This is a genomic window from Sulfitobacter sp. JL08, assembly GCF_003352045.1.
Lineage (GTDB): Bacteria > Pseudomonadota > Alphaproteobacteria > Rhodobacterales > Rhodobacteraceae > JL08.
The window spans coordinates 1,038,215-1,049,850 of record NZ_CP025815.1 but is presented as its reverse complement, the minus strand read 5'-3'; the positions used below and the strand labels follow the sequence as shown (position 1 = coordinate 1,049,850).

Genomic DNA, 11,636 nt, shown 5'->3' with positions numbered 1-11,636 from the left:
AACCCGCAACCGGGCGTCTCGTAGGCGCCAAACCGACGAGGAGGCCCAACATGGCCCAAATCCAACTTACCCTTCCCGATGGCAATGCACGGTCCTATGACGCAGGTATCACCGCGTTGCAGGTTGCTGCCGATATTTCCCCGTCTCTGGCGAAAAAAGCCATTTCCGCCACCGTCGATGGCGCGCATTACGATCTGGCATGGCCGATTGAAAGTGATGCGAGTATCGCCATTCACACCATGAAGGACGAGGCGCAGGCCAATGAACTGGTGCGCCACGATCTGGCGCACATCATGGCGCGCGCGGTGCAGGAAATCTGGCCTGATACCAAGGTCACAATCGGCCCGGTGATTGAAAACGGCTGGTATTACGATTTCGACAGGTCCGAACCGTTCACCCCCGAAGATCTGGGCCTGATCGAAAAGAAGATGAAGGAAATCATTAACAAACGCGATCCCGTCACCACGGAAGTGTGGGACCGCGAGCGCGCCATCAAGTTCTACAAGGCCAATAACGAACCCTACAAAGTCGAACTGATCGACGCCATTCCCGGTGACGAACCGTTGCGCATGTACTGGCACGGCCACTGGCAGGATCTGTGCCGCGGGCCGCACCTGCAACATACCGGTCAGGTTCCGGGTGACGCGTTCAAACTGATGAGCATCGCCGGCGCCTATTGGCGCGGCGACAGCGACCGCGCGATGTTGCAGCGGATTTACGGCGTCGCGTTCACCAACAAGGAACAGCTCAAGGCGCACCTGCACATGCTGGAAGAGGCCGCCAAGCGCGACCATCGCAAGCTTGGCCGCGAGATGGACCTGTTCCACATGCAGGAAGAAGCACCAGGGCAGATTTTCTGGCACCCCAACGGCTGGACGGTTTACACGGAACTACAAAATTACATGCGGCGCAAGCAGCGCGTTGACGGCTATCAAGAGGTCAACACGCCTCAAGTCGTCGACCGAAAGCTATGGGTAGCGTCCGGGCATTGGGACAAGTACCAGGAGCACATGTTCATCGTCGAAGTCGACGAAGAGCACGCACGCGAGAAAGCCATCAACGCTCTTAAACCGATGAACTGCCCCTGCCATGTGCAGATTTTCAATCAGGGCTTGAAATCCTACAGAGACTTACCTTTGCGGTTGGCCGAATTTGGGTCGTGCACTCGATACGAGCCTTCTGGGGCGTTGCATGGAATAATGCGGGTGCGCGGGTTTACTCAAGACGACGCACATATTTTCTGTACCGAGGACCAGATCGAGGCGGAATGTGCCAAGTTCATCGCGTTTTTGTCATCAGTTTACAAGGATCTCAGATTTGAGAAATTCGAGATCATGTTTGCAACAAGGCCGGAAAAACGCGTGGGTACTGAGGAAAGCTGGGACCATGTTGAAAACGCGCTTGAAAATGCAATCAAGGCTACCGGAAACGCCTATACGCTCGACCCAGGTGAAGGCGCGTTTTACGGACCGAAACTGGACTTCAAACTGACTGACGCGATCGGTCGTGAGTGGCAATGCGGCACCTTTCAGGTCGATCCCAACCTGCCGGAACGGCTGGGTGCCACCTATATCGGTGAAGACGGTGCCAAGCACCGCCCTTACATGTTGCACCGCGCGTGTCTGGGATCATTCGAACGTTTCATCGGTATCCTGATCGAAGAACACGCGGGCAAGCTGCCGTTCTGGCTGGCCCCGCGTCAGGTTGTCGTGGCCTCGATCATTTCGGATGCGGATGACTATGTGCACGAAGTTGTGGCGCAACTGACCGCCGCTGGCGTGCGCGCCGAGGCCGATGTGCGCAACGAAAAGATCAATTACAAAGTGCGCGAACATTCGGTTGGCAAAGTGCCTGTCATTCTAGCTGTCGGCGCCCGCGAAGTGGCCGAGCGCACCGTGACGTTGCGCCGTCTGGGCGAAAAACACACCAGCGTCGAGCCGCTGGAGGATGTAACAAAGACGCTGAAGACGGCAGCGACACCGCCCGATCTGCTGTAACAATTCGCAAGGATTTGGCGCAATCCGGTCGGCATGGCCCGGCCGGATTGAAACACCCGGGCGAATCTTTACTATATTTCAACGCGTTGCCGTGTCAGGACTTGTCACACTCTTTAACACGCACGTGAGACACAGCCTCGTGAGTGGAAACCGATGCCGTGGCCGGATATCAATGTTTCACAACAAGTAATGGCGAACACTTCGCTTAGTCCAACAACAGAAGGAACTGCAAAATGTCTACAGCTTTCAAATCTCTGGCCGTCGCAGGCGCCGTTGCCACAGCACTGGCATCGACAGCAACAACCGTGTCTGCCGCATCCAAGGAAAAATGCTTTGGCGTGTCGCTAGCAGGCAAAAACGACTGTGCCGCCGGACCTGGCACAACCTGCGCCGGGTCATCTGTTGTCGATTATCAGGGCAACGCGTGGTCGCTGGTCGAAGCTGGCACATGCACCGAACTGGAATTGCCTGCGCAAGCCGACGGCACACCGCGCAAAGGATCGCTGGAAGCGCTGGAGCGTGACCTGCCGGCCTAAGATCAGGTACAATCACAAAAAGCGGGGTAAGGCAGCTGGTGCCTTGCCCCACGCAAGAAAGGCCTGAACATGCTGGACACCGCATCGCGATTTGACCGCCTGCCGGCTGCGCCGGGCATCGGCTACAAGCCGCAGCATTTCAGCGAAATTCAGGATGATCCGGGCCATGTGCGCTGGCTTGAAGTGCACGCCGAAAATTACATGGGCGACGGCGGTCGTCCGATTGCGCAACTTAAACACCTTTCAGAGCGGTTTGCCATGTCCGTACATGGCGTCGGGCTTAGCATCGGCGGCGAAGGGCCTTTGGATCAGGACCATCTTGCCCGGCTCAAACATCTGGTGGGCTGGCTTAATCCGGCCAGCTTTTCCGAACATCTGGCATGGTCCACCCATGACAGCCATTTCCTGAACGATCTGCTGCCCCTGCCCTATAGCAACGACACGCTGGCCCGCGTCGCATCCCACATTGATCAGGTGCAGGACGTTCTGGGGCGACGGATGCTGCTGGAAAACCCGTCAAGCTATCTGGCGTTCAAGGCATCGACATGGTCGGAAACCGACTTCCTGCGCGAACTTGCGGCGCGCACCGGGTGCGGGTTGTTGCTGGACGTGAACAACGTATTTGTTTCGGCCACCAATCTGGAACTGGACGCGCGCGCCTATATCGACGGGTTTCCGCTGGATCAGGTTGGCGAAATCCATTTGGGCGGGCATGACGAAGACATGGATGATCACGGCGCACCGTTGCTGATCGACAGCCACGGCGCACCGATCGCCGATCCGGTATGGGCGTTGCTGGACTATACGCTGGACCGCGCAGGCCCGCGCCCCGTGCTGGTGGAATGGGACAATGACGTGCCCGACTGGCCGGTGTTGCGTGCCGAAGCGGCAAGGGCGCAGGCCGCGCTTGAAAAGCTGCCGGCATGATCCCCGACCAGACAGCGTTTCACGCCGCCTTGCTGGACGGCGCGCACCCTGTGCCGGACGGCCTGACAGACGGGCAGAACCGCCCCGCCGGGCGCCGCTATAACGTCTATCGCAACAATATTGCCGTGTCGCTGGGCGAAGCGCTGGCCAAAGGGTTTCCGGTGATCGCGAAATTGCTGGGGCCACAGAACTTTGACGGTATCGCCGCGATCTATCTGCGCGCGCATCCGCCACAATCGCCCCTGATGATGCAGTATGGGCAGGATTTTCCCGATTTTCTGGCAGAGTTCGCCGCTTTATCGCATCTGGGATATCTGGCGGATGTGGCGCGGCTGGAACTGGCGTTGCGCGCGTCCTATCACGCGGCGGATGCGCAGCCGGTTGATCCCGCCATGTTACAAACCATCTCGCCCGAAACCCTGATGGCAGCGCAAATCCGGCTGGCCCCGGCGGTGCGTCTGGTACGCTCGGACTGGCCGATATTTGATATCTGGCGCTACAACACAGAAGAAAACGCACCGAAACCGCAGGCAGGTGCGCAGGATGTTCTGATCACACGGCCCGAATTTGATCCCGCGCCCCATCTTCTGCCCCCAGGCGGCGCCGCGTGGATTGCCGCGCTATCAGACCATACGTTCGGGGCGGCGCATGATATCGCCCTGAAGGAAAACCCGAATTTTGATCTTGGCACGGCACTTGGGCTGCTGGTGCAGGGCAATGCCATGACAGATATTATTTCAAAGGACATCCCATGAACGCGCTTATTTCTTTGCACACTGCGATTTTCGGCAGGCTGGACAGGGCCGACTGGCTGTTGCCCACGCTGGCCCGGTTCGTTTTTGCCGCCACGCTGCTGATGTATTTCTGGGTCTCGGGCCTGACCAAGCTGGGCGATGGGTTCATGGGCCTGTTCCAGCCGTCAACCGGGGCCTATGCGCAAATCTTTCCCCGCGCCTTCGAAGCGGTGGGATATGACACCGACGCGTTCGGTTTCTTTCACTGGGCGGTGGTTGTGGCCGGCACCTGGGCCGAATTCATCCTGCCCGCGCTGATCGTGATCGGGTTGCTGACACGGCTTTCGGCGCTTGGCATGATCGGGTTTATCGTGGTGCAATCACTGACCGATCTTTACGGCCATGGCGGCATTGATCATCCCGAAACGCTGGGCGCGTGGTTTGACCGGTTTCCAGATGGCATGATCATGGACCAGCGGGCGTTCTGGATCATGCTGCTGCTGATCCTTGTGGTCAAAGGTGCAGGTCCGATTTCGGTGGATCGCGCAGTGTCACCAAAAGACGCCGCCTAGAAATGCGCCTTGGGTTCGTCGGGCTGGCCCGCGGCGATGCCCAGAACCGCGCCTAGGCCGGCAAAGGCGATGGGGAACATCGTGAACACGTTAAAGCCGAAAGCGGCGTACATTCCCACTGCTGACAGGCCCATCAACAGCCCGCCCGCCAGTGCGCGGGCGCGTGCCATTGCGCCGCCGGCAATCGCCAGCATCGGCGACAGGATCGCCACCACCTGCACCAGCCCGACATTGGAGACCTGTTCGGCCAAACCTTCGATTTCACCGTATTTTTCGATGGCTTCGATATAGCCGAAACTGAAAAATCCGACGATCATACCGGTCAGTCCGGCGATAATGCCAAGGGTCAAAGCTGCGTTGCGCATCGGGGCCTCGTGTCTGTTTCGGGTGCCTTACATAAGGGCGCGGTCACGCAATCCCAAGGGCGGCGCGCACATCAGGCCCCCAGCCCAGATACATCGCGTCCCCCGCCACGATCAGCGGGCGTTTCATCAGCGCGGGGTGGGCGGCCAGCAATGCCAGCGGCGGGGTTTGGCGCGTATCCTCATCCAGCGCGCGCCATGTGGTGGAACGCGTGTTCAGCAAAGCGGCACCAAATTGCTCATGCGCGCGGGCCATCACATCGGCGGGCACGCCATCGGCGCGGACATCGACAAAATCGGCATTTGGCAATTCTTTCAATGCCTTGCGGCAGGTATCACAGTTTTTCAGCCCGTAGAGTATCATCACGCCCCCGTTATCTGGTGCCCAAAATAGCAGCACGGCGGGCGATTGCATCCCGTTTCGCTTGATTTTTATAATTACCGTGTAATCATTCAGGCCGTGGATGTGGTAACGACCTGCCGGTTGCGGTGCGGCGCGTGCCCGCCACTTAGTTTGCCTGCATCGGGTGATGGTGCGGGCGTTAAGGGAAGAAGGAGACACGTGATGCCAACAGGCACCGTGAAGTGGTTTAATACAACAAAAGGGTTCGGATTTATCGAACCCGAAGATGGCGGCAAGGATGTGTTTGTGCACATTTCGGCTGTGGAGCGGTCCGGACTGACCGGACTGGCGGACAATCAAAAGGTCAGCTACGAGCTGGAAGACGGGCGTGACGGACGGCAGATGGCCGCCGATATCAAACCGCTCTGACCTTTCCAAAACGGCGACAGGATCGGGCCGGCCTCTGGATACTGGGGGCCGGGCACAGGTGAAGTGTCGCCGGATGATTTCATGAACAAGGGGTGTGACTGCTGCGCTGCGGTGTGGCGGTGATGTAATTGAGGTGTGCGCATTGGGTTTGCGTTCTAAATAGTGCGCCGCGCCCGAACCGAGGGATGGGCGTAAGCGCCCGCATCACGCCGCAGGCGTGCCTTCGGCACGACGGGGGCGGTTCGGGCGCTGCCCAATCGGAGATTGGGCAACAAATTTCAATTGTAGTCGTGAGCGTTAAGAAAAATACAGGTTCCTCAATTCTTCGCAAATGCTCTCAATTCCAGGAAATAGAGTCGCCTTGGTTATGCCCATTAATCTCAAATCATTTAGAGCTTTCTCTGCTTCTGAAACGGGCAAATCAATTGCCCTTAGGGAAAGTCTGATCAACGCCTTCGGCTTCGCCGCCGTGCCGGCTTGAAGGTAGTTTGGGGCGTCAGACGTCCCATTTCCAGCGATTTTCCCGCTGTTTCGGCCGCCTGAGTGGCGGTTTCGGCGTTTTTGGGCAGACTCTGCCTCATGCTGCCAGCTTTCTCCGGGTCATGAACAGGTTGCCGAGGGCGAAGAGCGTGAACAGATGCGCCCGGTTCTTGGCCAGCCCACGGTAGCGCGTCTTCACGTGGCCGAACTGGCGCTTCAGGATCCGGAACGGGTGCTCAACCTTGGCCCGGACCTTTGCGATGATCCGGTTGATCTGCACGTCGAGCGGATCCAGTTCGCCACCTTTGGGTGCCTTGCGCATCACGCCCCAGAACCGGCCTGCATCCTTGGTGAAGGCCGCCTCTCGTTCGGAATGCACGTAGCCCTTGTCCGCCCAGACGGATGTTTCGTTGCCGTGCAGCAGTTCGTCCCAGACCTGGCTATCGTGGGTCTTGGCAGTGGTGGTCTCCAGGCTGTGGACGATGCCGCTGTCTGCATCGACGCCAACATGGGCCTTCATGCCGAAGTACCAGTCATTACCCTTCTTGGTGGATGACATCTCGGGATCGCGGGCCTTGGCTTCATTCTTGGTCGAGGACGGCGCATCGATGATCGTCGCATCCACCAACGTGCCAGAGCGCAGCGTGACGCCCTTGTCGGCAAGATAGGCATTCACCTCGGCAAACAGCTTCTCGGTCAGCTGATGCTTCTCCAGCAGGTGCCGGAAGTTCAGGATCGTTGTTTCGTCGGGGATGCGGTCATCGCCAAGCTCGATACCGGCAAACCGGCGCATGGCCTCGCTGTCATACAGGCTCTCTTCGGCCATCGGATCGCTCAGCGCGTACCAGCTCTGAAGGAAATACACTCGCAGCATCGTCTCCAGTGGCATCGGTGGCCGACCACCCTTTGACCCAACCTTCGGATAGTGCGGCTCGATCAGCGCCAACAGACGACCCCAAGGCACCACCGCATCCATCTCCGACAGGAACTTCTCGCGGCGCGTCACCTTCTTCTTCACCGCATCACCAAGGCCGGGAATGGCAGGCTGTTTGGGCATCGGCGGGCTCCTCTCTCATCCGCAGAAACCATACCAAATCAAGCCAAAATGGGGAAGTTCTTCAGAGATTCCTTCAGTTCGAATGCGCGCTAAGGAGGATGGGATTAAATCACCGTCTGGGAACAAGTAAGCTATGCCTGAAGCGGCGCCGTCTTCGGCATCGACATCCAACAACACCTCAGCACTTGGATCACCATTGCTTTTGCCAAGCCACTGACCAGCCAAGGAGGAGTTGTTTTCGTCACCCACCAATAACCCCCTCAAACTCCCGCCATTCCCCTTTGCTCATGCCGGAGTTTTCCTGCGTCACCGTCTCGCCCTTCAGCATCCGCTTTACACAGTCCAGCGCGGTCGCGCTTAGCTGTGCGCCGCCCATGCGGTAGTCTTCGAAGGCACCGTAGGCGGCGGGCACCCAGTCGGCGACCACGTTGCAGATCGCATCGGCATAGACACGGATTTCGTATTGCGCGTGGGCATCTGCGCGCAGGCGCAGGAAATGGAACAGGTTGTGAAGATCGACCTTCCAGTACCATTGCGTGTAGATGTTGGCGGGCAGGTTCATGCGGGCCAATTCGCGCGCCAGCCCGTCCTGTCCGTCCTGTGAAATCATCGCCTCGTAATTGTCATAGGCGCGGGTGCTGTCCGCCTTGAGGATTTCCAGAACGCGCGCGGCCTCTTCCCCTTGCAGCACGGCACCGCGGCCCTGATTGTTCACCACCGACTGCGCGTTGATATGTTCAGGCGCGGGGATGTAAAACTCGCGATCCAGAATGGAATAGCGCGCGGAATATTCGTTCACGTTGGCGGTGCGGTGGCGGATCCACTGGCGCGCAACGAACACCGGCAGTTTCACGTGCAACTTGATCTCGCACATCTCGAACGGAGTGGAGTGCCAGTGGCGCATCAGATAGCGGATCAGTCCGGCATCGTTCTGCACCGATTTGGTGCCCTTGCCATAGCTGACCCGCGCCGCCTGACAGATCGCGGCATCATCGCCCATGTAATCGATTACACGGACAAACCCGTGATCCAGAACCGGATTTGCGCTGTACAAATGCGCCTCGATTCCCGGTGCGACGGTGCGCAGGGTTGGCGTGGGCGCACTGCGCTGGGCATCAATCTCGGCCTGTTGTTCGGGGCTTAGCGACATCTTCATTCTCCTGATCCGCAGGTTCTGTTACAGAATCTATTTGCGCCCTACTGTATATAGCTGTTGCCCCTGCGTGAACCGCAATATGATGGTAATTTATCGGCCACGCTGATTTCTTATTACACTGCAACAGCGTTGACTTTTGCAGCGCCCCAATGGAATCTGCCCCAAAGTCAAAAAACGGATTAGGGGCAGATCATGCGCGTTTGGATGAGTGTGGCACTTTTGGCGGCGCTGGCAGCCTGTGGCGACGGCAACCCGTTTGATACCCCGCCACCCGGAAGCGGTGCGCCGGGTGAAATTCCCGACGACAGCACGAACGGCATTCCCGAAGTTTTGGCCGGCAACCTGCAATCGGCAATTTACAATCCCGCAGACGGCACTTTGCAGCTTGAACTGACGTCGCTGGATGCCGGGACGCTTATCGCCCCTTATGTGCGTACGCCCGGGCTTGATATCGGGAACTATCAGGCCTTCACCTACCAGCAAGATTGGGCGAACCGGCATTTTACCGCCCTTGTCGCGGAAAGCACCGATCCCGGCACCTCTGTCAAAGCTGGCGCCGTCTCCGATGGCGGACAGTTCAACCGCTTCTTTTCGGGGGCGTTTTATCAGCGCACCGGCGCCTATGATCCCCCCGGTGGGGTGGCATCGCCATCCGGCCTTGTAACTTACGCCGGTAATTATGCGGGCGTGACCAACCTTGAAGCACCCGGTGGCCCGAACCTTTTGCCCCCGCCCGTTGGCGCGGTGCTGTCAGACCTTCCGGCACAATCGGCCCGCACCACCGGTCAGATTTTCCTGAACGTTGATTTCACCGACGATTCGGTGAACGGCAACGTGTCGGGCCGCACATTGGTTGATACGGCAACCGCCCTGCCGACAATCGTACTGGTCGAAGGCAACATCGCGGCCGATGGCACGTTTCTGGGCAATGTCGAATATGACGGAGATCCGAGCCGCAGCATCGGTGCATTCGGCGGCGTGTTCGGTGGCACAGACGCGGCGGCCGTGGGCGGCGTCATTTCTCTGGACCAGTTTTTTGACGATGCAGGCATCGCCAACGGCACCGAACGCGAACGCGGTGTCTTTGTCCTGATCCAGTGTGGCAAGCCTGGCGATGATCCGGCCTGTCCGTAAACCTGCGCAGGCCATTCGGAACGCTGTCTACCTGATTGCCGCTTGTTTTTCTGTCGTCCTGACGCCGCCGCTTGCGGCGCAGGACACAGCGCAAACCGTCACCCTGTCGCTGGATCAGGCCCGTATCGTTGCCGAACAGGCGCTCAAGGCCGGTGATCCCGACATTGCGTTGCAAGTGGCTGGCGGGTTGTTGCAAGCCGACCCGAACGATGCTTTCGCGCATTTCGTGATGGCCGTGGCCTATTCGCAGAAACGAAACCTGCGCGAGGGCCGCAAGGCGGCATCGCAGGCCTATCGCTATACCCAAAATCCCGGGCGCAAGTTCGAAGCCGCGCAACTGGCGGCGCAACTGTCCTATGCCGAAGGGCGCCCGACGCTGACACAAATCTGGATGCGGCGCGCCGTTCAGCACGCCCCGACCGAGGAGATAGAGAGCCAGATCGGACGTGAATACGCACAGGTGCGCGCGCTGAACCCTTGGTCATTCCAGATCGGGGTGGGTCTGCGCCCATCTGACAACGTGAACAACGGGGCCGATACCGGCCTTAACATCATCGACGGCGTTCCCGCGACCGGCATTCTAAGCCCGGATGCGCAAGCGCTGAGCGGTGTGATCGGGACGCTGGATATTTCAACCGGATACCGCCTGCGCGGGGACGGCAGAAGCACGACAACATGGGGCGGGCGGCTTTACATCAAAGAGGTGCGATTATCCGATGACGCACGATCGCAGGCGCCGATGGCTTCGGATGATGATTTTGACAGCACCTATGCCGAAACCTCGTTACGGCACGATTTTGCGATAGGCTCTGACGGATTCGGATCGGTCGAGGCGGCGGCGGGCCGGTTCTGGTCGGGGGGGCGGGAATCTTATGATTTCGGACGGGTCACTGCGTTGCGCGGGTGGCGGTTGAATGCGCAAAGCGGCGTTACCGTCAGCGGGCTTTATGAAAGCAGGTCGCGGATTGATCCGGCCTCGCAGGATGCAGACATCTACGGGCTGGGCGCACGGTATTTCCAGCGGCTTGCAAATGGCGATGCCGTCAGCGTTGATCTGACCCTGCGCGATGTCAATTCCGTAAATATAAACAACGACTTCAACACAACGGCCTTGCGGGCGGCCTATAGTTTTGCCAACCCGGTTGGCCCAGTCGAAGTCAGTGCCGGAATCACCTTTGGGTATTCCGATTACGATGCGTTCAATGTCGGGTTCATCTCGGTCCCCGGCGGGCGGCAGGATGAATCCGTGCTGGCAGATGTAACCCTTTTGTTTCGCGGGATCGATTATGCCGGGTTTGCCCCGACCATGCGGTTCCAGGCAGGCAAAAGCCGGTCAAATGTCAGCCGCTTTGATACGCGCGAACTGTCGGTGTCGATGGGTATCCGCTCCAAGTTCTGAAACCGTGGATCGCGCTGGATCACAGCGCGGGCTGTGCTAGGTTGAACACGAACAGAAGGAGTTTTTTTATGGGTTTGAAATATTTGCACACCATGGTCCGCGTCAAGGATCTGGAAACGTCGATGGCGTTTTACGAACTGCTGGGTTTGCGGGAAACGCGGCGCTGGGACTCTGAACAGGGGCGTTTCACCAACGTGTTCATGGCAGCGCCGGGACAAGAGGAATGCCCGCTTGAGCTGACGTATAACTGGGATGGCGATGACGCTTTGCCCAGCGACAGCCGCCATTTCGGCCATCTGGCCTACGGTGTCGACAATATTTTTGAAACCTGTCAGCACCTGATGGACAACGGCGTAACCATCAACCGCCCACCGCGCGACGGGCGTATGGCCTTTGTACGCTCGCCGGATAACATTTCGGTCGAATTGTTGCAGAACGGCGATGCGCTTGAAGTGGTCGAACCCTGGGCCAGCATGGAAAACACCGGCCATTGGTAAAACGGCGCCTCTT

General features: G+C 58.7%; 14 protein-coding genes. 9 read left to right on the top strand and 5 right to left on the bottom strand.

From position 1 onward, the window contains the following. Window positions 1–50: 50 nt before the first annotated feature. From thrS to C1J05_RS05315, 5 genes are all read left to right on the top strand, one after another. Window positions 51–1,997, top strand: a complete 1,947-nt coding sequence (thrS, locus tag C1J05_RS05335) for a threonine--tRNA ligase (protein ID WP_114869344.1) — start codon at window positions 51–53, stop codon at window positions 1,995–1,997. Window positions 1,998–2,230: 233 nt separating this feature from the next. Further along, entirely contained in the window at window positions 2,231–2,533 is a 303-nt protein-coding gene (locus tag C1J05_RS05330) for a BufA1 family periplasmic bufferin-type metallophore (RefSeq protein ID WP_114869343.1), read from the top strand. A gap of 69 nt (window positions 2,534–2,602) precedes the next feature. After that, window positions 2,603–3,460, top strand: a complete 858-nt coding sequence (gene bufB / locus C1J05_RS05325; RefSeq protein WP_114869342.1) for an MNIO family bufferin maturase — start codon at window positions 2,603–2,605, stop codon at window positions 3,458–3,460. Next, window positions 3,457–4,215: an HvfC/BufC N-terminal domain-containing protein gene (locus tag C1J05_RS05320; RefSeq protein ID WP_114869341.1), complete on the top strand. Its 759-nt coding sequence runs from the start codon at window positions 3,457–3,459 to the stop codon at window positions 4,213–4,215. Before bufB ends, C1J05_RS05320 begins: the two co-directional genes overlap by 4 nt. After that, complete coding sequence (locus C1J05_RS05315; RefSeq protein ID WP_114869340.1) at window positions 4,212–4,766, top strand: DoxX family protein; 555 nt, start codon at window positions 4,212–4,214, stop codon at window positions 4,764–4,766. Before C1J05_RS05320 ends, C1J05_RS05315 begins: the two co-directional genes overlap by 4 nt. Here the strand turns inward: C1J05_RS05315 and C1J05_RS05310 are convergent. Further along, complete coding sequence (locus C1J05_RS05310) at window positions 4,763–5,131, bottom strand: hypothetical protein (protein ID WP_114869339.1); 369 nt, start codon at window positions 5,129–5,131, stop codon at window positions 4,763–4,765. The two genes, C1J05_RS05315 and C1J05_RS05310, sit on opposite strands and share 4 nt — an antisense overlap. 43 nt (window positions 5,132–5,174) lie before the next feature. Continuing rightward, window positions 5,175–5,492, bottom strand: coding sequence for an ArsC/Spx/MgsR family protein (locus tag C1J05_RS05305; RefSeq protein ID WP_114872132.1), 318 nt, complete (start codon window positions 5,490–5,492; stop codon window positions 5,175–5,177). A gap of 201 nt (window positions 5,493–5,693) precedes the next feature. Between C1J05_RS05305 and C1J05_RS05300 the strand changes: the two genes are divergently transcribed. Continuing rightward, window positions 5,694–5,900 carry a cold-shock protein gene (locus C1J05_RS05300; protein ID WP_114869338.1) on the top strand — a complete coding sequence of 69 codons (207 nt, stop codon included), beginning with the start codon at window positions 5,694–5,696 and terminating at the stop codon, window positions 5,898–5,900. A gap of 577 nt (window positions 5,901–6,477) precedes the next feature. Here C1J05_RS05300 and C1J05_RS05295 read toward each other — a convergent pair. The 3 genes from C1J05_RS05295 to thyX are packed head-to-tail and all read right to left on the bottom strand — an operon-like array spanning window position 6,478 to window position 8,587. Further along, complete coding sequence (locus tag C1J05_RS05295; RefSeq protein WP_114868636.1) at window positions 6,478–7,437, bottom strand: IS5 family transposase; 960 nt, start codon at window positions 7,435–7,437, stop codon at window positions 6,478–6,480. 15 nt (window positions 7,438–7,452) lie between these two features. Then, on the bottom strand, window positions 7,453–7,686 hold the full coding sequence (locus C1J05_RS21325; protein WP_162797925.1) for a hypothetical protein: 234 nt from the start codon (window positions 7,684–7,686) through the stop codon (window positions 7,453–7,455). Then, window positions 7,679–8,587, bottom strand: coding sequence for an FAD-dependent thymidylate synthase (gene thyX, locus C1J05_RS05290; RefSeq protein WP_114872131.1), 909 nt, complete (start codon window positions 8,585–8,587; stop codon window positions 7,679–7,681). Before thyX ends, C1J05_RS21325 begins: the two co-directional genes overlap by 8 nt. Before the next feature lie 198 nt (window positions 8,588–8,785). Between thyX and C1J05_RS05285 the strand changes: the two genes are divergently transcribed. From C1J05_RS05285 to C1J05_RS05275, 3 genes are all read left to right on the top strand, one after another. Further along, the gene (locus C1J05_RS05285) at window positions 8,786–9,727 is read left to right on the top strand and encodes a thymidylate synthase (protein ID WP_162797924.1); all 942 of its coding nucleotides are present in this window, start codon (window positions 8,786–8,788) and stop codon (window positions 9,725–9,727) included. Next, a complete protein-coding gene (locus C1J05_RS05280; protein WP_114869336.1) occupies window positions 9,708–11,126 on the top strand; it encodes a tetratricopeptide repeat protein in 1,419 nt (472 codons plus the stop codon). The genes C1J05_RS05285 and C1J05_RS05280 overlap by 20 nt, the downstream gene beginning before the upstream one ends. Before the next feature lie 68 nt (window positions 11,127–11,194). Continuing rightward, complete coding sequence (locus C1J05_RS05275; protein WP_114869335.1) at window positions 11,195–11,623, top strand: VOC family protein; 429 nt, start codon at window positions 11,195–11,197, stop codon at window positions 11,621–11,623. Window positions 11,624–11,636 lie beyond the last annotated feature (13 nt).

What these genes read in the sequence shown, in the direction of transcription:
- C1J05_RS05285 (WP_162797924.1), top strand. Translation starts at nt 8,786, where the DNA reads ATGCGCGTTTGGATGAGTGTGGCACTTTTGGCGGCGCTGGCAGCCTGT.
- C1J05_RS05310 (WP_114869339.1), bottom strand. Translation starts at nt 5,131, where the DNA reads ATGCGCAACGCAGCTTTGACCCTTGGCATTATCGCCGGACTGACCGGT.
- bufB (WP_114869342.1), top strand. Translation starts at nt 2,603, where the DNA reads ATGCTGGACACCGCATCGCGATTTGACCGCCTGCCGGCTGCGCCGGGC.
- C1J05_RS05305 (WP_114872132.1), bottom strand. Translation starts at nt 5,492, where the DNA reads ATGATACTCTACGGGCTGAAAAACTGTGATACCTGCCGCAAGGCATTG.
- C1J05_RS05320 (WP_114869341.1), top strand. Translation starts at nt 3,457, where the DNA reads ATGATCCCCGACCAGACAGCGTTTCACGCCGCCTTGCTGGACGGCGCG.
- C1J05_RS05315 (WP_114869340.1), top strand. Translation starts at nt 4,212, where the DNA reads ATGAACGCGCTTATTTCTTTGCACACTGCGATTTTCGGCAGGCTGGAC.
- C1J05_RS05295 (WP_114868636.1), bottom strand. Translation starts at nt 7,437, where the DNA reads ATGCCCAAACAGCCTGCCATTCCCGGCCTTGGTGATGCGGTGAAGAAG.
- C1J05_RS05330 (WP_114869343.1), top strand. Translation starts at nt 2,231, where the DNA reads ATGTCTACAGCTTTCAAATCTCTGGCCGTCGCAGGCGCCGTTGCCACA.
- C1J05_RS05275 (WP_114869335.1), top strand. Translation starts at nt 11,195, where the DNA reads ATGGGTTTGAAATATTTGCACACCATGGTCCGCGTCAAGGATCTGGAA.
- C1J05_RS05280 (WP_114869336.1), top strand. Translation starts at nt 9,708, where the DNA reads ATGATCCGGCCTGTCCGTAAACCTGCGCAGGCCATTCGGAACGCTGTC.
- thrS (WP_114869344.1), top strand. Translation starts at nt 51, where the DNA reads ATGGCCCAAATCCAACTTACCCTTCCCGATGGCAATGCACGGTCCTAT.
- thyX (WP_114872131.1), bottom strand. Translation starts at nt 8,587, where the DNA reads ATGTCGCTAAGCCCCGAACAACAGGCCGAGATTGATGCCCAGCGCAGT.
- C1J05_RS05300 (WP_114869338.1), top strand. Translation starts at nt 5,694, where the DNA reads ATGCCAACAGGCACCGTGAAGTGGTTTAATACAACAAAAGGGTTCGGA.